Origin of the sequence: Aestuariivirga sp. (genome assembly GCF_047600585.1) — a bacterium.
In the GTDB taxonomy this organism is placed as follows: domain Bacteria; phylum Pseudomonadota; class Alphaproteobacteria; order Rhizobiales; family Aestuariivirgaceae; genus Aestuariivirga.
In genome coordinates, this window is record NZ_JASGKP010000001.1 from 1,554,002 (window position 1) to 1,572,584 (window position 18,583).

At 64.3% G+C, this 18,583-nt stretch carries 16 protein-coding genes; 7 read left to right on the forward strand and 9 right to left on the reverse strand.

The genetic code is table 11. The annotated features are described in order from the left end of the window. Window positions 1-60 precede the first annotated feature (60 nt). A complete protein-coding gene (locus tag QM801_RS07580; protein WP_415018601.1) occupies window positions 61-933 on the forward strand; it encodes a MurR/RpiR family transcriptional regulator in 873 nt (290 codons plus the stop codon). Next, window positions 933-2,588, forward strand: coding sequence for a choline dehydrogenase (gene betA, locus QM801_RS07585; protein WP_415018602.1), 1,656 nt, complete (start codon window positions 933-935; stop codon window positions 2,586-2,588). The genes QM801_RS07580 and betA overlap by 1 nt, the downstream gene beginning before the upstream one ends. Before the next feature lie 63 nt (window positions 2,589-2,651). Here the strand turns inward: betA and QM801_RS07590 are convergent, their stop codons facing one another. Further along, on the reverse strand, window positions 2,652-3,290 hold the full coding sequence (locus tag QM801_RS07590; RefSeq protein WP_415018603.1) for a hypothetical protein: 639 nt from the start codon (window positions 3,288-3,290) through the stop codon (window positions 2,652-2,654). A gap of 162 nt (window positions 3,291-3,452) precedes the next feature. Between QM801_RS07590 and hslV the strand changes: the two genes are divergently transcribed. The 3 genes from hslV to hslU are packed head-to-tail and all read left to right on the forward strand — an operon-like array spanning window position 3,453 to window position 6,352. Further along, window positions 3,453-4,001, forward strand: a complete 549-nt coding sequence (hslV, locus tag QM801_RS07595; protein ID WP_415018604.1) for an ATP-dependent protease subunit HslV — start codon at window positions 3,453-3,455, stop codon at window positions 3,999-4,001. Between the two features lie 2 nt (window positions 4,002-4,003). Further along, window positions 4,004-5,035: a hypothetical protein gene (locus QM801_RS07600; RefSeq protein ID WP_415018605.1), complete on the forward strand. Its 1,032-nt coding sequence runs from the start codon at window positions 4,004-4,006 to the stop codon at window positions 5,033-5,035. 12 nt (window positions 5,036-5,047) lie between these two features. After that, window positions 5,048-6,352: an ATP-dependent protease ATPase subunit HslU gene (hslU, locus tag QM801_RS07605; RefSeq protein WP_415018606.1), complete on the forward strand. Its 1,305-nt coding sequence runs from the start codon at window positions 5,048-5,050 to the stop codon at window positions 6,350-6,352. 435 nt (window positions 6,353-6,787) lie between these two features. Here the strand turns inward: hslU and rpmG are convergent, their stop codons facing one another. The 4 genes from rpmG to topA all read right to left on the reverse strand — a co-directional run bounded on the left by rpmG (window position 6,788) and on the right by topA (window position 12,477). Further along, window positions 6,788-6,955 (reverse strand): 50S ribosomal protein L33, encoded by a 168-nt coding sequence (gene rpmG, locus QM801_RS07610; RefSeq protein ID WP_415018607.1) that lies wholly within the window; start codon window positions 6,953-6,955, stop codon window positions 6,788-6,790. Window positions 6,956-7,010: 55 nt separating this feature from the next. Continuing rightward, entirely contained in the window at window positions 7,011-7,430 is a 420-nt protein-coding gene (locus tag QM801_RS07615) for a DUF983 domain-containing protein (RefSeq protein WP_415018608.1), read from the reverse strand. 88 nt (window positions 7,431-7,518) lie between these two features. Then, window positions 7,519-9,807: a ribonuclease R gene (gene rnr, locus QM801_RS07620; RefSeq protein WP_415018609.1), complete on the reverse strand. Its 2,289-nt coding sequence runs from the start codon at window positions 9,805-9,807 to the stop codon at window positions 7,519-7,521. A 36-nt stretch (window positions 9,808-9,843) separates the two neighbouring features. Next, on the reverse strand, window positions 9,844-12,477 hold the full coding sequence (gene topA / locus QM801_RS07625) for a type I DNA topoisomerase (protein ID WP_415018610.1): 2,634 nt from the start codon (window positions 12,475-12,477) through the stop codon (window positions 9,844-9,846). A gap of 180 nt (window positions 12,478-12,657) precedes the next feature. Here topA and QM801_RS07630 point away from each other — a divergent pair, with 180 nt between their 5' ends. Further along, window positions 12,658-13,854 carry an MFS transporter gene (locus tag QM801_RS07630; RefSeq protein ID WP_415018611.1) on the forward strand — a complete coding sequence of 399 codons (1,197 nt, stop codon included), beginning with the start codon at window positions 12,658-12,660 and terminating at the stop codon, window positions 13,852-13,854. A 14-nt stretch (window positions 13,855-13,868) separates the two neighbouring features. Next, window positions 13,869-14,540, forward strand: coding sequence for a glutathione S-transferase family protein (locus tag QM801_RS07635; RefSeq protein ID WP_415018612.1), 672 nt, complete (start codon window positions 13,869-13,871; stop codon window positions 14,538-14,540). Here the strand turns inward: QM801_RS07635 and dprA are convergent, their stop codons facing one another. The 4 genes from dprA to QM801_RS07655 are packed head-to-tail and all read right to left on the reverse strand — an operon-like array spanning window position 14,541 to window position 18,543. Continuing rightward, a complete protein-coding gene (gene dprA, locus QM801_RS07640; RefSeq protein ID WP_415018613.1) occupies window positions 14,541-15,644 on the reverse strand; it encodes a DNA-processing protein DprA in 1,104 nt (367 codons plus the stop codon). An 11-nt stretch (window positions 15,645-15,655) separates the two neighbouring features. Continuing rightward, on the reverse strand, window positions 15,656-16,258 hold the full coding sequence (gene plsY / locus QM801_RS07645) for a glycerol-3-phosphate 1-O-acyltransferase PlsY (protein WP_415018614.1): 603 nt from the start codon (window positions 16,256-16,258) through the stop codon (window positions 15,656-15,658). Window positions 16,259-16,276: 18 nt separating this feature from the next. Beyond that, window positions 16,277-17,584 carry a dihydroorotase gene (pyrC, locus tag QM801_RS07650; RefSeq protein WP_415018615.1) on the reverse strand — a complete coding sequence of 436 codons (1,308 nt, stop codon included), beginning with the start codon at window positions 17,582-17,584 and terminating at the stop codon, window positions 16,277-16,279. Further along, window positions 17,581-18,543 carry an aspartate carbamoyltransferase catalytic subunit gene (locus QM801_RS07655; protein WP_415018616.1) on the reverse strand — a complete coding sequence of 321 codons (963 nt, stop codon included), beginning with the start codon at window positions 18,541-18,543 and terminating at the stop codon, window positions 17,581-17,583. The genes pyrC and QM801_RS07655 overlap by 4 nt, the downstream gene beginning before the upstream one ends. Between the last annotated feature and the right edge of the window lie 40 nt (window positions 18,544-18,583).

Below are 18,583 nucleotides of genomic sequence, written 5' to 3' on the forward strand. Positions count from 1 at the left end.
CAGATGGACTTTGCCTTGTCAATTTCGTTACAGTTTGCCGAACCACGGAGTGAAGGCCTGATGGTCAAGGGCAGTGCCAGGGCATCGACGATCGCGGAACAGATCAACGGCGGCCGCCTCGGGCTGACCGCCGCAGACCGCAAGCTGTCGGCTGCCCTGATGGCGGATTATCCGGTGGCAGGTCTTGCCAGCATCTCTGATTTTGCCCGGGCCGCCGGGGTGAGCACGCCCTCGGTGCTGCGCTTCGCCAAGCGCCTTGGCTTCAGCGGCTTTCCAGCCTTCCAGCAGGCGCTCCGCGGCGAGGTCTCGGCGCAGTTGCAGAACCCGGTGGAAAAGCCGGAGCAGTGGTCGTCCAAGGCCCCGCGCGGGCACATTCTGAACACGTTGGCCGATGCCGCCATGGACAATCTCGGCACCAGCCTCCGCCACATCGATCACCATGCTTTCGACGAGATCAGTCACCTTCTGGGCGATGAGGCTCGCGGCATCCACGTGATCGGAGGGCGGATCACCGGGCACCTCGCCGGCTACCTCCACACCCACCTGCAGATGGCGCGGAGCAGGGTAGGGCTCGTGCCCGCGCCCGAGAGCCATTGGCCTCAATATCTATTGGAGATTGCGGGCGGCGACGTGCTGGTGGTCTTCGATGTCCGCCGTTATGACGCGCGCGTGCAGGAGTTTGCCGCTTCGGCACGGCAGCGTGGCGCCAAGATCGTGCTCATTACCGACCAGTGGATGAGCCCCGTGTCGCGGCTTGCTGCGCAGACGCTGGTGCTGCGCATGGAAGTGCCCTCGGGCTGGGATTCCAACGTGGTGACGTTGTTCGTGGTGGAAGCCATGGTCGCCGCAGTTGTGAACCAGAACTGGAAGGCGACGCGGGGGCGCATCCGCGAGATAGACAAGTACCTCGAAGGCGGGCGGCGCGGCCGGTGATGACCGAACAATTCGACTATATCATCGTGGGTTCGGGCTCGGCGGGCTCGGTGATGGCCTATCGCCTGTCCGAGGCCGGCCATTCCGTGCTGGTACTGGAATATGGCGGCACCGATCGTGGCCCACTGATCCAGATGCCGTCGGCACTGTCGATCCCTATGAACATGAAGCGCTACAACTGGGGCTTCGAGACGGAACCCGAGCCGCACCTCGGCAATCGCAAGCTGGCCACGCCGCGAGGCAAGGTGGTGGGCGGCTCATCGTCGATCAACGGCATGGTCTATGTGCGCGGCCATGCCCGCGACTTCGACACTTGGGAAGAGATGGGCGCCAAGGGCTGGGCCTACCGCAACGTGCTCCCGTATTTCCGCCGCATGGAGAATTCCGAAGGCGGCGAGGAGGGCTGGCGCGGCACCGACGGTCCCATGCACATGAAGCGCGGCTCGCGCCTCAACCCGCTCTACCAGGCTTTCATCGATGCCGGGCGGCAGGCGGGTTATCCGGTGACGGACGATTACAACGGCCATCAGCAGGAGGGCTTCGGCCCGATGGAAATGACCGTGCACAATGGCTTTCGCTGGTCTGCCGCCAATGCCTATCTGCGGCCTGCGCGCCTCACCAAGCGCGTAAAGCTCGTCACTTACGCCTATGCCGAGCGCATTCTCATGGAAGGGCGCACGGCGGTGGGCGTGCAGTACAGCCGCGGCCAGAACCGCTTCGAGGCGCGGGCCCGGCGTGAAGTGATCATTGCAGCGTCCAGCATCAATTCACCGAAACTGCTCCAGCTTTCCGGCATCGGCCCTGCAGGAGTGCTCAAGGCGGCAGGCATTCCGGTGGTCCACGATCTTCCGGGCGTGGGCGAGAACCTGCATGATCACCTCGAAGTCTATTTCCAGGTAAAGTGCAAGCAGCCCATCACACTCAACGGCAAGCTCAACGTGCTGTCGAAGGGCATGATCGGGGCGGAGTGGCTGCTGTTCCAGTCCGGCCTGGGTTCGACAAATCATTTCGAATCCTGCGGCTTCATCCGTTCCCGTGCGGGTATCGAGTATCCTGATATCCAATATCACTTCCTGCCCGCCGCCATGCGCTATGACGGCAGGGCGGCCTTTGCAGGCCACGGCTTCCAGGTTCATGTCGGCCCCATGCGGACGAAGTCGCGCGGCTTCATCCGGGTGCGCAACGGCAACCCCAAGGATGACCCCCGCATTCTCTTCAACTACATGTCCCATCCCGATGACTGGACGGAATTCCGGGCCTGCGTGCGCCTGACCCGCGAGATCATGCGGCAGAAGGCGCTCGATCCCTTCCGTGCCGAGGAGATCCAGCCTGGGCCGAAGGTGCAGACCGATGACGAGATCGACGCCTTCATCCGGCATCACTGCGAAAGCGCCTATCACCCCACCGGCACCTGCAAGATGGGCGCGAAGAACGATCCCATGGCGGTGGTCGATCCGGAGTGCCGGGTGATCGGCATCGCGAACCTCCGTGTTGCGGATTCATCGATCATGCCGCAGGTGACGAACGGCAATCTCAACGGGCCGACGCTCATGATCGGCGAGAAGGCGTCCGACCACATTCTGGGGCGGAACCCGCTGCCGCCGTCCAATCTCGAGCCTTGGATCAATCCCGACTGGCGGACGAGCCAGCGTTAAAAGAAAGAGGGCCAGAGCCGGGGAAGCTCTGACCCTCTTGCCTAGGCCCCCTACTTCAACGCATCACTGGGCAGAACAACCGGAATTTTCGGCCACGTCCTGGGCGCTGTCGCAGCCGGAGACGTCAGTCGTCTCTGTTTCGGTCTCGGTTTCGGGGGTTGCGTGCTCGGTCTCGGTCTCGTTTTCCGTCTCGGTCGCCGAGTTGTCGTCATCATCCGTTCCGGTCACCGCTCCGGTTGACCCGTCTGGAGGCGTCCCCGTGGTGGCGCTGTCGTCGTCGAGGTCGTCATCGACATCGTCAGCATCATCATCGACCGTAGTGCCGGTGGTGGTCGGGGGAGTGGTCGTGGTTGTCGTCGGCAGTCTCCTGCCACTGTTGACGCTGCCCTTGCCGCTGTTGGCGCTGCTTGTTCCGCTGTGGGCGCTGCCGGTTCCGCTGTGGGCGCTGCCGGTTCCGCTGTTGCTGCCGCCGCTGCCGCCGTTGGAGCCACCATGGTCGTCGCCGTCATCATCGCCGCCACCGCCGCCGCCACCACCACCGCCTCCGCCGCCACCTCCACCATCTCCACCCTTGTCCGCGAGCAGGAGATGCGGGGTCTGGGCCAGGAGGGTCGGGGCATTGCTGCTGACGAGGGCTGTGGCCGAGGCGATGCCCGAAAGTGAAACGAGGATGGCTGCCGAGGCGAGCAGGGTCTTTTTCATGTGATTCTCCGGTAAGATTCGGCGCTGCGTCACGCACTTTCTGCAACCGGAAGACTGACAGTTCGCTTGCAGCGACTGTCAGGATTTTGTCAGTTTGACCGGCCCGACTGTTTGCTATTTTGCGGTTGCACACCTAGATTTGCCTTGAAAGGACTTGGTTTCATGGCGGAAACGCAAACGTGGCACGGCACAACCATTCTCACTGTCCGCAAGGGTAAACATGTTGTGATCGCAGGCGACGGGCAGGTCAGCCTGGGGTCCACCATCATCAAGGGCAATGCGCGCAAGGTGCGTCCGCTCGGAACGGGCAAGGTCATCGCCGGGTTCGCCGGAGCGACGGCAGATGCAATGACCCTGTTCGAACGGCTTGAATCCAAGCTCGAACAATTCCCCAGTCAGCTCACCCGGGCTTGCGTGGAGATGGCCAAGGACTGGCGCACCGACCGCTATCTCCGCCGTCTGGAGGCGATGATGATCGTTGCCGACGCACGGGTGTCTCTTGTCCTCACCGGGACAGGTGACGTGCTGGAGCCCGAAGGCGATGTGACGGCGATCGGTTCGGGCGGCAACTTCGCCCTCGCCGCTGCGCGGGCCCTGATGGATTCGGACATGGATGCAGAGGCGATTGCGCGCAAGGCGATGAAGATCGCCGCCGAGATCTGCGTCTATACCAACAACAGCCTTACGGTTGAGAAGCTGGACGCGGTGTGAGCATGGCAAGCGGTGCCTCCCGTGATGATCTGGAGCGAGCTGTCGCGGCAGGCGTGATCGACCGCGCAGCCGCCGACCGTCTCGCGGCCTTCTGGTCCACCACTGCCGAGCCTGAGTCCTATGGCGGGGAAGACGAGCAGCTCCGCCTCGTGACCGGCTTCGGTGATATCTTCGTCGCAATCGGCATCGTTCTTTTCCTCGGAGCGCTCGTCTTCCTGACTGATGGCGGGGGCTGGCTCATTCCCGGTGGCGCCGTTGCCGTTGCGGCCTGGGTTCTCGCGGAACTCTTCACCCGCATCCGCCGCCAGGCTCTGCCCAGCATCCTGCTGCTCCTCGCTTTCGCGAGTTCTGTGTTCATCGGTGTGACCGCAGTCTTTTCGAGGCAGACCGATGCCGGCGCCATCGCGGCGGGCGGGCTTGCGACCTGTGCGGCCGTGGCACTGCACTGGTGGCGCTTCCGCGTGCCGGTGACAGTGGCGGCGGCCTGTGCTGCGGCAACCGCCGTATTGGTGGGCGGATTGGAGAGCGTCTTCCCGAACATCATCACGGGCCTCGGTGGTCTGATCTTCCTGCCCATCGGTCTTGCGGTGTTCGTGCTTGCCATGGTCTTCGACACATCCGACCGGGAGCGGCGTACACGGCGCACCGACATTGCCTTCTGGCTGCATGCGCTTGCTGCACCCATGGTGGTTCACCCGGTGATGCAGAACATCATCAAGGGCGAGACTCCGGGGCCTGTCGAGGCGGCGCTGACGCTGCTGGTCTTCATCGGCCTGAGCCTCGTCGCCCTCACCATCGACCGCCGTGCCGTGCTGGTCTCCTCGCTGCTCTATCTGGGCTACGCCATCTACTCGGTCCTGTCGGCGGGCAATGCCTTGCCGTCCACCTCGATGGTCGTGCTGCTCGTGGGTGCGGTCGTGCTTGCCATGTCCTTCGCGTGGCGGCCGCTCCGCGCAGGGTTGCTGAAGCTCCTTCCCGCCACCATATCAAACCGGGTGCCGCCCGCGCACCTTGCCCCTCTCAAAGCCAACTGATCCGGCCACCCCATGACCAATTTCTCTCCCCGCGAGATCGTCTCCGAACTCGACCGCTACATCATCGGCCAGCATGAGGCGAAGCGGGCCGTGGCCATCGCGCTCCGCAACCGCTGGCGGCGCCAGCAGCTGAAGGGGCAGATGCGCGAGGAAGTAAGCCCGAAGAACATCCTGATGATCGGACCCACCGGCGTGGGCAAGACGGAGATCGCCCGCCGCCTGGCGCGGCTCGCCAATGCGCCTTTCATCAAGGTTGAGGCCACCAAGTTCACCGAGGTGGGTTACGTCGGCCGCGACGTCGACCAGATGATCCGCGATCTGCTGGAAGCCGGCATCGGCATGGTGAAGGCGGCGCGGCGCAAGGATGTTGAAGCGCAGGCCCATGTCAACGCCGAGGAGCGGGTGCTCAACGCGCTCGTGGGCGCCAATGCGAGTGAGTCCACCCGCGAGACCTTCCGGCGCAAGCTGCGGGCCGACGAACTGAACGACAAGGAAGTGGAAATCCAGGTCCAGGATTCAGGCGGCGTGCCGAGCTTCGACATTCCCGGCATGCCCGGTGGCTCGGCCTCAGTCATCAACCTCAACGACATCATGGGCAAGGCCTTCGGACAGCGCACCAAGACCCGCCGCATGACGGTCTCAGACGCGCACGAGGTGCTGATGGCGGAGGAAAGCGACAAGCTGCTCGACCAGGAAAAGATCATCGCCGAGGCGATCGACGCGGTGGAGAACAACGGCATCGTCTTCCTCGACGAGGTGGACAAGATCTGCGCCCGCAGCGAACGCGCCGGTGCCGATGTCTCGCGCGAGGGCGTGCAGCGCGACCTGCTTCCGCTGATCGAAGGCACCACGGTCTCGACCAAGCATGGCCCGGTGAAGACCGACCACATCCTGTTCATCGCCTCGGGCGCCTTCCACATCGCCAAGCCTTCCGATCTGCTGCCGGAATTGCAGGGACGGCTTCCGATCCGCGTCGAATTGCGCGCACTCACACAGGATGATTTCCGCCGCATCCTCACCGAGCCGGAGGCCTCGCTCATCAAGCAGTACAAGGCGCTGCTCGCGACCGAAGGCGTGAACCTCGACGTGACGGAGGAGGGCGTGGCGGCCCTTGCCCGCATCGCCGCGGAAATCAACTCGACAGTCGAGAACATCGGTGCCCGGCGGCTGCAAACCGTGATGGAGCGGGTGCTGGACGAGGTCAGTTTCACAGCCGCTGACCGCTCCGGCGAGACCGTCGTGATCGATGCCGCCTTTGTCGAGAAGAACCTGGGCGACCTCGCCCGCAATGCCGATCTCTCGAAGTTCATTCTTTAAGCGCGGCGATTCAGTGGCTTAGCTGATTCACCGTTTTGATTCAGCTTACCCGTTCACCTTAAGCGTTGATGTTAAGGCCGGAAAGCCAAGCGTTTACCATAGGTTACGCTGGCAGGTTCGCGCGCTTTTTCTTACAGTTTTAGTCACTGGCAAAGGCCGGACGGAAACTTCGCAAACGTCCACCGGAGGCCAGGAGGAGAAGCCGACGCGGCATTGTCATTCTCCTTCCGCACCATTCGGCAGCCCATGCTGCCAACGAGAAGGCCCTGGGGTCAGGCCCGCCGCATCACCTGATCCTATGGGTCTGCCGGTCCGGGCAACGAATTGAGTGGCCTCCTCGATTCCCAACAACCCGGACCGGCACCCTTCTTCAAGACAGAAAAAACGCCGTCAAGCTTGGCTTGGCGGCGTTTTTCGCGTCGGGAGAACCCGGGATTACTTGATCTTGGTTTCCTTGAATTCCACGTGCTTGCGGGCCACGGGATCGTACTTCTTGAGCGACATCTTGTCGGTCTTGGTGCGGGAATTCTTCTTGGTCACGTAGAAGTAACCGGTGTCGGCGGTCGAAGCCAACTTGATCTTGATAACGGTGCCCTTGGCCATAATTCACTCCGGATGCGGGATTTGAGCGGGCATAGACCCCAATTGCCCGGGGAAGTCAAGGTGCGGGGGTGAGGGCCCGGTTTTCGTCCTCGGCGGCGGGGGCGAAGCCATGCATGCCGAAAGCCCATTGCAGGCCGATCACGACCCCCTTGATCCGCGGCAGCAGCCACAGGGACAGCCCCAGCGTCAGGGGCAGCCAGAGCGCGAAGTGGATCCACAGGTCGGGATGCCACAGCTTCTCCACCAGCAGCATGAGCGGCACCACGATGTGGCCGACGATGAAGATGGTGAGGTAGGGCGGCGCATCGTCAGCCCGCTGGTGGTGCAGCTCGAGGCCGCAGTCCGGGCAGGCGGGATTGACGCTCAGATAGCCCGAGAACAGCCGTCCCTTGCCGCAGGCAGGGCAGCGCTTGCCCAGGCCTCTGAGGCAGGCCGAGGTCCAGGAGCGGGGCGCGGGGAAGGCAAAGTCTTGCATGGCCGCCAGATGTGGGGCCTCCCGCGCCGAACCGCAAAGCCGCGATGAGCCGCAGCGGCATCCTGACGCAATGTCAGAGGCAGAAATCCTAGCGGCGGCGCGGCCGTTCGGGGCGGCGCACCCGGTGGCGGCCGATGCGGGGCGGCTTTGCCCCCTTCTTGCCGTCCGAGAGCATGTCGAACTTGAGGCCGCCTTTCACAGGTGCCACCTCGGTGAGCTTCACGTCGACGATGTCACCGAGCTGGAAGGTCTCGCCCGTCTCGCTCGAGACGAGCGCGTGACGGACATCGTCCAGCACGTAGAAGCTACGGCCCAGGGTCGATACCGGCACGAAGCCGTCTGCGCCGGTGTCGAGCAGGTTCACGAACAGACCGGCCCCCACCACACCGCTGATCCGGGCCTTGAAGCTGGTCCCAAGCCGGCCCGAGAGATGCGCGGCCACCATGCGGTCCACCGTCTCGCGCTCAGCCACCATCGAGCGGCGCTCGGCAGCGGAGATCAGGTCGGCGGTATCGACGAGGTCGGCAATGTCCTGGGGTGATAGCCCGTCGTGGCCGAGCTTGCAGGCGCTGATCAGGGCACGGTGCACGATGAGGTCGGCGTAGCGGCGGATGGGCGAGGTGAAGTGGGCATAGTCGGCGAGTGATAGCCCGAAGTGGCCGGCGTTCTCGTGGCGATAGTTTGCTTGCGCCTGTGAGCGCAGAACCACCTCATGCACCAGCCGCTCGTGCGGCGTGTCCTTGGCCTGGGAGAGAATGCGGTTGAAGTGCTTCGAGCGCACCACTTGGCCGAGCGCGAAGGGAATGTTCACGGTCTTGAGGAAGTCGGCCAGCGTGCGGAGTTTCTCCTGCGAGGGCTCCTCGTGTACACGATAGAGCAGCGGTGTCTTGCGCTTCTTCAGTTCCTGCGCGGCGGCGACGTTCGCCTGGATCATGAACTCTTCGACCAGCCTGTGGGCATCGAGGCGTTCGGGAACGACGACGCGGGCGATGTTGCCCGCCTCATCGAGAAGGATCTTCCGTTCCGGGAGATCGAGTTCCAGGGGGCCGCGCTGCTCGCGGGCATGCGACAGTGTGGCATAGGCGGCCCACAATGGCCTCAGGGCAGGCTCGAGCATCATTCGCGCCTTGTCGCTGCCGCGGCCGTCGATGGCGGCCTGTGCGTCCTCGTAGGCGAGCTTGGCGGCGGAGCGCATGATGGCGCGGGTGAAGCGGTGCGAGAGCTTCCTGCCGTTCCGGTCGAAGACCATGTGACAGGCGAGCGCCGGCCGGTCCTCGGCTTCGCGGAGAGAACAGAGATCGTTGGAGATGCGCTCTGGCAGCATCGGCACGACGCGGTCGGGAAAGTAGGTGGAGTTGCCGCGGCGGCGAGCTTCGCGGTCGAGCGCCGATTGCGGCTTCACATAGGCCGCCACGTCGGCGATGGCGACGATCACCTTGTGGCCGCCGACATTCTGCGGATCGTCATCAGGCGCGGCCCAGATTGCATCGTCATGGTCGCGGGCATCGGCGGGATCGATGGTGAGCAGGGGGAGGTGACGCAAATCCTCGCGGTGTTGCGGAGAGAACAGGCGGAGATGCTGCACCTCGTCCAGGACGGCTTGCGGGAACTGGTCGGGAATGCCGTGAGAGTGAATGGCGATGAGCGAGGTGTTGCGCGGGTCACGGGCATTGCCGAGGCGGGCGCGGATGCGCGCCTGCGGAAGCCCACGCGAGGCGGGCTTGGTCACTTCGGCCGATACGAGTTCGCCATCTTCGGCACCGCCATCCTCGCCATGGGGCACGTGATAGTCGTAACGGTCTTTCTTGCCCGACGGGATGATGCGGCCATGGGCGCCGGGTCCCTGGCGGTAGATGCCGACGATGCGCAGGGCCTCGCGGGAGAGAGGGCGCATCACCTGTGCCTGATAGGTGTAGCCGAGGACAGATTTCTTGCCCGCAGGCAGGGCTTCGAGGCGGGCGAGAACACGATCACCGATGCCTGGAGAGGGCTGCGGCGACTTCCTGTCCTCGACGATCAGGATAGTGGGAGGATCGCCGTTCGCCATGTTCCAGTCGGTGGGAACGGCATAGGCGTGGCCATCGTCATCGATGCTGGTGATTTCGAGCACGGTGACAGGCGGCAGGCTGCTGCTGCTGGCGAGGCGCTTGCCCTTGCGGTCAAGCGTGCCCTTCTGCTCCAGATCCTTGAGCAGTGCCTTCAGACCTATCTTGGCATTGCCCTTGAGGCCGAAGGCGCGGGCGATGTCGCGCTTGCCCACCACGCCCGGCGAGGTGGCGATGAATTCGAGGATGTCCTTTTCACTTGGCAGACCAGCCGCAGCCTTCTCGCTGCGGGGCGGCTTCTTCCGTGATTGATGGGGTGGTGGCCGCTTCATGGTCACAACACTCCCTCATCAGGGCGGCGAATGCAATCAGGCAGCGGGAGCAACCTTCTTCGCCGGGGCCTTGCGCGCGGCAGGCTTTTTCGCCGCTTTCTTTGCGGCCTTCTTGGCAGCAGGTTTCTTCGCCGCCTTGACCTTGCCGCCGGACTTGCCCGCACGCTCTGCGAGAAGGGCGAGCGCTTCTTCCATGGTCACGTCTTCGGGCGTCTTGTCCTTGGGCAGCGTTGCGTTGACAGCGCCATGCTTCACATAAGCGCCGTAGCGACCGCCCATGATCTCGACATTGCCGCCGCCATCGGGATGCGGCCCCAGGTTCTTGAGCGCGCCGGGCCGGCCGCGGGTCGAGGGGCCGCGCGAGCGCTTTTCGTGCAGCAGGTCAACGGCGCGGTTGAGGCCGATCGTATAGACGTCGTCGTCCTTGAGGTTGGCATAGACGCCATCGTGCAAGATGTAGGGGCCGAAGCGTCCAACATTGGCGACGATGGGCGTCTTGGTCTCGGGATGCAGACCCACTTCGCGCGGTAGCGAGAGATAGCGCATCGCCTCCTCGAAGGTGACGGAGGCCGGGTCCTTGCCCTTCGGGATCGAGGCGCGGCGCGGCTTCTCGCCGTCCTCGGTTGCCTCGCCCAACTGGATGTAGGGACCGAAACGGCCCATGCGGCGGGTGACCGCCGCGCCCGTTTCCGGATCGGTGCCGAGCGTGATGCCTTCGGCCGGAACGATGTCCGAGACACCGTCGATGGGCACGCTCATCTGGCGGGTATACTTGCAGTCGGGATAGTTGGTGCAGCCGACGAAGGTCCCGTACTTCGACAGCTTCAGCGACAACTGGCCATTGCCGCAGGACGGGCAGGCCCGGGCGTCGCCACCATCGGCCTTGGCCGGGAAGATGTGGGGCGCCAGCAGATCATTGAGCGCGTCGATCACTTCGGAGACGCGCAGGTCCTTTACATCGCCGATGGAGGCCGTGAACTTCAGCCAGAAGTCGCGGAGAACGTCCTTGTACTTGAGGTCGCCCGCAGACACCTGATCGAGCTGCTCTTCGAGGTCGGCGGTGAAGTCGTACTCCACGTAGCGCATGAAGAAGGATTCGAGGAAGGCGGTGACGATGCGGCCCTTGTCCTCGGGGATCAGTCGCTTCTTGTCGAGGCGGACATAGCCGCGGTCACGCAGCGTCGACATGATGCTGACGTAGGTGGATGGACGGCCGATGCCGAGTTCTTCCAGCTTCTTGGTGAGCGAGGCTTCCGAATAGCGGGGCGGCGGCTCGGTGAAGTGCTGATTGGCGTTGATTTCCTTCACGCCGATCTTGTCGCCGCGCGACATGGCGGGCAGGCGGCGGGCATCCTCGTCCTCGCCGTCGTCGATGTCTTCATTGTAGATGCGCAGGAAACCGTCGAACTTCACGACCGAGCCCGAGGCGCGGAAGCTGTAGTGCTTGCCGTCGCTGCCGGTAGTGGCGATGTCGGCGGTGGTGCGCTCCAGTTCGGCGCTTTCCATCTGGCTGGCGATGGTGCGCTTCCAGATGAGTTCATAAAGGGCGAACTGCTCGGGCTCGAGCGCCTTCTTCACCATGTCCGGCGTGCGGCCGGGATCAGTGGGACGAATGGCTTCGTGGGCTTCCTGGGCGTTCTTCGCCTTGGTGGAATACTTGCGCGGAACGGAGGGCAGGTAGGGTTCGCCGAAATGCTTGAGGATGGCGTTGCGCGAGGCGGCAATCGCTTCCGGCGCCATGTCGGCACCGTCGGTTCGCATGTAGGTGATAAGACCCACGGTCTCGCCCTTGAGGTCGACACCTTCATAAAGACGCTGCGCAATCTGCATGGTGCGCGAGGCCGAGAAGCCGAGCTTGCGCGAGGCCTCCTGCTGCAGTGTCGAGGTACGGAAGGGCGGGAAGGGATGGCGCTTGATCGGCTTGCTCTCGATCAGGTCCACCGCGAAGGGCTGGCCCTTCACGGCGGCGAGGATGCTGTTCGCCGTGTCGCCGGTGCCGAGCGAGAGCTTTTCGAGGCGCTTGCCGTCGATCTGGGAGAGGCTCGCTTCGAAGCTCGCGCCCTGGGGCGTGATGAAGGTGCCGTCGATCGACCAGTATTCCTGCGGGCGGAAGGCTTCGATTTCCAGCTCGCGGTCGCAGACGAGGCGGAGCGCCACGGACTGCACGCGGCCAGCCGAGCGAGCGCCCGGCAGCTTGCGCCACAGAACTGGCGAAAGGGTGAAGCCCACGAGATAATCCAGCGCGCGGCGGGCGAGATAGGCATCGACAAGCGCCATATCCACCTCGCGGGGATGGGCGATCGCATCCTGCACGGCGGACTTGGTGATGGCGTTGAAGGCCACCCGCTGCACCGCCTTGCCCTTGAGGGCGCCCTTCTTGGTCAGCACCTCGAGGAGGTGCCAGGAAATGGCTTCGCCCTCCCGGTCAGGGTCGGTTGCGAGGACGAGGCGGTCGTGGTCCTTGAGGGCGGCGACGATGTCCGACACCCGCTTCGCGGCCTTGCCGTCCACTTCCCAGGACATGGCGAAGTCCTCGTCCGGCCGGACCGAACCATCCTTGGGCGGCAGGTCACGGATATGACCATACGAGGCCAAGACTTTGTAATCTTTTCCTAAATACTTGTTGATGGTCTTTGCCTTGCCAGGCGATTCGACGACGACAACGGTCATTCAATGTTCCAAAGTGGGTGGCAGCCGGAAATCATTGTGCGCTGCAAATGGGCGCCGCTCATATAGGTATCCCCCCCGAAAAACAAGCCATGCGGGTTTGGCAGGGCTGCCGGGGCCCGTTTGGAGCCTACTTTTTGGTCAATGGAGACGGTAAACGCAGGGCACACGGAATCACCCCGGATGCCCACCGATACCGCCGCCGCCATACCCTTTTCCGGCCGGAAAGCCGGGGCCCTGACGTTCTCAATCCTGTTTACCCTGGAAAGTTTCGTCCGCTCCCTGAACGCGGGCGTGCTCTCGGTGCAGGCCTACGAGCTTCTGGGCAGCAGCCGCAACGTCTCGGTGATCATGACCATGTCGTCGCTGGGCGTGCTGGTGACGACCCTCATGCTCCCGTACCTCATGCGCCGCACCCGCCGCCGCTGGACCTACACGATCGGCATCGCGCTCTCCATGTGCGCCGCCCTGATGCTGGCGAGCCACACGGTGGCGGGGCAGGCGGCCGGCACCTACCTCCGGAACGCCGGCGCCTCGGTGATGAACGTCACGCTGGCGCTCTACATTCTCGATCACATCCACAAGTCCGACTATGCCCGGGTGGAGCCCATGCGGCTCTCCTTCAGTACCGTGTCGTGGACGATCGGGCCCACGCTCGGGCTCTGGCTCTACACCCACATGGGTCCGGTGGCGGCGCAGATCGCGGTACTGCTTGCGGGGCTGACCTTGCTCACCTTCTTCTGGATCATCCGGCTGGGTGACCCGGCGAAGCTGCCCTCGGGCACGCTCCAACCCTTCAACCCGCTCAAGAACGTCGGCCGCTTCATCGAGCAGCCGCGCCTCAGGCTGGCCTGGTCCATCGCGGCAGCACGCTCGGTGTTCTGGTCATCGCTTTTCATCTATGGGCCCATCCTTCTCATCGAAGCGGGCCTCAACAAGACGCAGGGCGGCTACGTGATCTCGGCAAGCCAGCTGCTGCTGCCGCTGGCCTTGCTTTCGGGATATGTCGCGCGGCGGACGAGTGTGCGAATCGTCATCGCCTCGGCCTTCGCCCTGATCTGCGTGTCATCGATCCTCGCCGGGATCGTGGGTGCGAGTGTGCCGATTGTCACCGTCATTTTCCTGTTGATAGGCTCGGTCGGCGCAACGGCACTCGATGGTGTCGGCGCCATTCCCTACATGCGCGCCGTCAGGCCCCGCGAGCGCCGCGAAATGACCAGCGTTTATCGCACCTTCATCGAGATCAGCGACATCGTGCCGGGCATCGTCTTCGCCTTCGCGCTCAGCCTCTTTCCCACCCAGATCGTCTACGTTCTCGTGGGCCTGCTGGCGGCCGTCATGTCTTTCATAACCTGGAGGCATCTGCCAAAATCTCTCTGATACGGAGAGATGAAATGGCAGCAGCAGGCAAGGCCGTACTGGTCATCGGCAACAAGAATTATTCATCGTGGTCGATGCGGCCCTACATGGCGCTCGCCATGGGTGGCATTCCCTTCGAGGAGAAACTCATCCGCTTCGGCGAACCGCGCTTTAGCCGCGAGGTGAAGAAGATTTCGGCGGCGGGCCTCGTGCCGGTGCTGCTGCACAAGGGCAACACGGTGTGGGATTCGCTCGCCATCATCGAATACGCGGCGGAGACCTGGCCCAAGGCGAACATCTGGCCGAAGACGGCGGCGGCGCGTGCCATGGCGCGCTCTGTTTCGGCGGAAATGCATTCAAGCTTCCGCGCCATACGCAACGACTGCCCGGTGAACCTGCGCCGTCCGAAGGTGCCGCTGAAGGCCGGCTTCAGCGAGGGCGTGATGAACGACGTGAAGCGGCTCGAGAGCCTGTGGGCGCAATGCCGCAAAACGCATGGCAAGGGCGGGCCCTTCCTCTTCGGCAAGTTCAGCGGCGCTGATGCCATGTTTGCGCCTGTCGTCACGCGCCTCGACAGCTATGCCATTCCGGTAAAGAAGGAGACGCGGGCCTACATGAATGCCGTGATGGCGACTCCGGCCTTCAAGGCGTGGCTGGCCGATGCGCTGAAGGAACCGTGGATCGTGCCGCACGACGAGGCGGAGTGATCAGGCGAGCGCGACCCGGCCGCCGCGCGAGCGGGTGACGCGGCCCGCGAGTTCCAGTTCGAGGAGCAGGGCCGAGACGGTCTGCGGATCGAGTCTGCTCTCCCGGATCAGGTCGTCCACATGAGTGTCGTGGGGCGAGAGGAACGAGAGCAGGTGCTCGCGGTCGCTCTCGTGCGTTTCGGCGACAGGTTCTGGCGCGGAAGGCTCAAGGAAGATGTCTGCGCGGGGCGGTGCGACTGTCTTCAGCGCCTCCATCACGTCATCGATCGAGGTGAGAATTTGTGCTCCGTCGCGGATCAGGCGGTTGCAGCCCTCGGCGCGGGGATCGAGCGGCGAGCCCGGCACGGCGAAGACATCGCGGCCCTGTTCGGCGGCGAAGCGCGCGGTGATCAGGGAGCCGGAGCGGAGTGCCGCCTCCACCACGATCACGGCGCGGGAGATGCCGGAGATGATGCGGTTGCGGCGGGGGAAGTGTTCCGCCTTGGGCACGGTGCCGGGCGGCATTTCGCTGACCAGCAGCCCGCGTTCGGCAATCGCGGCATGCAGCCTCGCATTCTCCGGCGGATAGATGTGATCGATGCCGCCCGCGAGGACAGCGATGGTTCCGTTCTGCATGGAAGCTTCGTGTGCAGCCGTATCGATGCCGCGCGCCAATCCCGAGACCACGACGATGTTATGGGTGGAGAGCGTGTGCGCAATCATGCGAGTCAACTTGAGTCCGAGCGCCGACGCGTTTCGCGCGCCCACGATGGCCACGCAATCCGCGTCGGCATGGTCCCGGTTGCCTGCCACGCACAGGACCGGTGGCGCGGCATGCACGTGACGGAGAAACGGGGGATAGCCCCGTTCGCCCGCCACCACGAAGAGGGCATTGGCGCGGGCTGCCGCTGCGAATTCCGCTTCGGCTCGGGCGAGGGGATAGACCGAAAGCGGCCGCGTGCGTCCACCGCGACGGGACAGATCGGGCAGGGCTTCGATGGCTGAGGCAGCGCTGCCGAAGCGGTTGATCAGGTCATGGAAGGTGACAGGTCCCACGTGCTCTGTCCGCGTCAGGCGGAGCCAGGCGATCCGTTCCTCTTCGCTGAGTTTGCGTGCCGCCCCCACGTCACGCTCCCTCAGGGTTTCTTTGAGAAGGAGGATTTTGGCTCCTCCCCCTTGAGGAGCCTTCGGATGTTGGCGTGGTGCGTGGCCCAGATGATGGCCGCGAGAATGATGAAGGGCCAGAGCGGCAGTGTGGAGTATCCCGCCTGTGCCAGAAGGTATGAAACGGGGACGGCAATCAGCACGGCGGTGAGCGCCGAGGCGGAAGAGATGCGCGTCAGATAGAACGTGCCGATCCAGCAGCCCACGAAGACGAGGCCGAGGATCCAGTTCCAGCCGAAGAGAACGCCTAGGCCCGTGGCAACGCCCTTGCCGCCCTTGAACTTGAGCCATACCGGAAAGATGTGTCCGGCCAAGGCGCCGAAGCCTGCGGCGAGAACGGCGAGGTCATCACCGAGGAAGTGTGCCGCAACGACGGGGATGGTGCCCTTCAGCGCATCGCAGAGCAGGGTGAGTGCGGCGATCTTCTTGTTGCCGGTGCGGAGCACGTTGGTGGCGCCGATGTTGCCGGAGCCGATCGACCGTACATCGCCCAGCCCGGCGGCCTTGGTCAGCAGCAAACCGAAGGGAATGCTGCCGCAGAGATAGCCGATCACCAGAAATAGAATTGTGCTCACGCGAGCCCCCGCCTCATCTCACGAAGCGTATTCGTAAACGCTGCGGCCTGCAACGACGGTTTCAACCGCGCGGCCTTCGAGAGTGCGGTGCTCATAAGGAGAATTTTTCGAGCGCGAGCGCAGCGAAGCATCCTCCACCTTCCAGCTCAGCGTCGGGTCGACGACCGTAAAGTCGGCGGGTGCGCCCGGTTGGAGGCGGCCCTGTTCGAGCCCAAGGATCGCCGCGGGACGTTGCGACAACGCTTCCACAAGGCGTGGCAAGGCAATGTTTTCGTTGGCTGAAAGCGAGAGCGCGGAAGACAGCATGGTCTCCAGCCCGACGGCGCCGAAGGCGGCCTCGCCGAAGGGCAGGCGCTTGGTGTCGTCGCTCTGCGGATCATGCGACGAGACAATCACGTCGATGGTGCCGTCGGCGACAGCGGCGACGAGGGCGCGGCGGTCGTCCTCGCTGCGGAGCGGCGGCGTGAGCTTGAAGAAGGTACGATAGGCGCCGATGTCGGTCTCGTTCAGCACGAGGTGATGGATGGAAACGCCGCAGGTGACGGGCAGCCCCTTGTCCTTGGCGCGGCGGATGACGTCGAGCGAGAGGGCGGACGAGACCTGGGCCACGTGGTAGCGCGCGCCGGTCATCTCTACGAGGCGGAGGTCACGCTCGAGCATGATCACTTCGCTCATGGCGGGAATGCCGGAGAGGCCGAGGCGCGAGGCCATCTCGCCTGCGTTCATCACGCCGCCCGAAAGCGTCGGCTCCTCGGCATGGCCCACGACCAGCATGTCGAAGTCGCGGGCATAGGTGAGGGCGCGGCGGAAGATGTTGGCGTTGGTCACGGCACGGACGGCGTCGGTCACGGCGACCGCACCAGCGCGGCGGAGGAGGCCGATCTCGGCCATCTGTTCGCCGGCGAGGCCCTTGGTGATCGCCGCCATGGGGGCGACGCGGACCTTCGCCGTATCGCGGGCGCGGCGGAGCACGTAGTCGACGATGGCGGCATCGTCGATCACCGGCTTGGTGTTGGGCATCACGATGATGGTGGTGACGCCACCCGCCGCTGCTGCGTCAGAGGCGGTTGCAAGTGTCTCGCGGTATTCGGTGCCGGGTTCGCCGGTGAAGACGCGCATGTCCACGAGGCCGGGGATGAGCAGGCGGCCCTTGCAGTCCACGACGGTGGCGGTCGAGCCCACACTCTCGCGGGTGACGCTCTTGCCCACGGCGAGGATCCAGCCGTCTTCCACGATGATTCCGCCCGGCCCGTTCAGGCCCTGCATCGGGGCAAGCACATGGGCGTTGATGTAGGCGCGACGGCTGCGTGCGGGAGACCCGATCATGACGTCACTCCTGCGCGGCGCGAGCGGTCGAGCCCATCGAGGATCGCCATGCGTACGGCGACACCCATCTCCACCTGTTCGCGGATGACCGACTGCACGCCGTCGGCGACGCTCGAGTCGATTTCGACGCCGCGGTTCATGGGGCCGGGGTGCATGACAAGGGCGCCCGGCTTGGCATAGGCCAGCGATTCTTCGGTGAGGCCGTAGAACTGGTAGAATTCCTTGAAGCTCGGAATGAAGGCGCCGCTCATGCGCTCTACTTGAAGGCGCAGCATCATCACCACGTCAGCGCCCGCGAGGCCCTTCTCCATGTCGCGGAAAACTTCCACGCCGAAGTTGGCAAGCCCCGAGGGGATCAGTGTGGAGGGTGCCACGCAGCGGACGCGCACGCCCATCTTGGTGAGCAGATGGATGTTGGAGCGGGCGACGCGCGAGTGCTGGATGTCACCGCAGATCGCCACCGTCAGGCCTTCGAGCCGGCCGTAGTGGCGGCGGATGGTGAGCGCATCGAGCAATGCCTGCGTCGGATGCTCATGCTGGCCATCACCGGCGTTGATCACCGCGCAGGACACCTTCTGTGAGAGCAGCTCCACGGCGCCCGACGACTGATGCCGCACCACGAGGAAATCCGGGTGCATGGCGTTGATGGTCATGGCGGTGTCGAGAACCGTCTCACCCTTGGAGAGCGAGGAGGTGGAGACGGCCATGTTCATCACGTCGGCGCCCAGGCGCTTGCCGGCGATCTCGAAGGAACTCTGGGTGCGGGTGGAATTCTCGAAGAAGAGATTGACCTGTGTCTGCCCCGCGAGGAAGCGCCCGTCGGGCGGCAGGTTCTTGCCGCTCTCGGCATAGTGGTGCGCGAGATCGAGGACGGCGGCAATTTCAATGGGGGAAAGATCTGAGATGGCCAGCAGGTGCTGGGCCTTGAACAGGGCGGGCCGTGTGGCTGTCGATGTCATTAAAGCCGGGGCTTTAGGGGAGAGGGCGGGGTCTGGCAAG

What these genes read in the sequence shown, in the direction of transcription:
- betA (WP_415018602.1), top strand. Translation starts at nt 933, where the DNA reads ATGACCGAACAATTCGACTATATCATCGTGGGTTCGGGCTCGGCGGGC.
- QM801_RS07635 (WP_415018612.1), top strand. Translation starts at nt 13,869, where the DNA reads ATGGCAGCAGCAGGCAAGGCCGTACTGGTCATCGGCAACAAGAATTAT.
- QM801_RS07655 (WP_415018616.1), bottom strand. Translation starts at nt 18,543, where the DNA reads ATGACATCGACAGCCACACGGCCCGCCCTGTTCAAGGCCCAGCACCTG.
- QM801_RS07580 (WP_415018601.1), top strand. Translation starts at nt 61, where the DNA reads ATGGTCAAGGGCAGTGCCAGGGCATCGACGATCGCGGAACAGATCAAC.
- topA (WP_415018610.1), bottom strand. Translation starts at nt 12,477, where the DNA reads ATGACCGTTGTCGTCGTCGAATCGCCTGGCAAGGCAAAGACCATCAAC.
- hslU (WP_415018606.1), top strand. Translation starts at nt 5,048, where the DNA reads ATGACCAATTTCTCTCCCCGCGAGATCGTCTCCGAACTCGACCGCTAC.
- rpmG (WP_415018607.1), bottom strand. Translation starts at nt 6,955, where the DNA reads ATGGCCAAGGGCACCGTTATCAAGATCAAGTTGGCTTCGACCGCCGAC.
- QM801_RS07630 (WP_415018611.1), top strand. Translation starts at nt 12,658, where the DNA reads ATGCCCACCGATACCGCCGCCGCCATACCCTTTTCCGGCCGGAAAGCC.
- rnr (WP_415018609.1), bottom strand. Translation starts at nt 9,807, where the DNA reads ATGAAGCGGCCACCACCCCATCAATCACGGAAGAAGCCGCCCCGCAGC.
- hslV (WP_415018604.1), top strand. Translation starts at nt 3,453, where the DNA reads ATGGCGGAAACGCAAACGTGGCACGGCACAACCATTCTCACTGTCCGC.
- QM801_RS07615 (WP_415018608.1), bottom strand. Translation starts at nt 7,430, where the DNA reads ATGCAAGACTTTGCCTTCCCCGCGCCCCGCTCCTGGACCTCGGCCTGC.
- QM801_RS07590 (WP_415018603.1), bottom strand. Translation starts at nt 3,290, where the DNA reads ATGAAAAAGACCCTGCTCGCCTCGGCAGCCATCCTCGTTTCACTTTCG.
- pyrC (WP_415018615.1), bottom strand. Translation starts at nt 17,584, where the DNA reads ATGATCGGGTCTCCCGCACGCAGCCGTCGCGCCTACATCAACGCCCAT.
- QM801_RS07600 (WP_415018605.1), top strand. Translation starts at nt 4,004, where the DNA reads ATGGCAAGCGGTGCCTCCCGTGATGATCTGGAGCGAGCTGTCGCGGCA.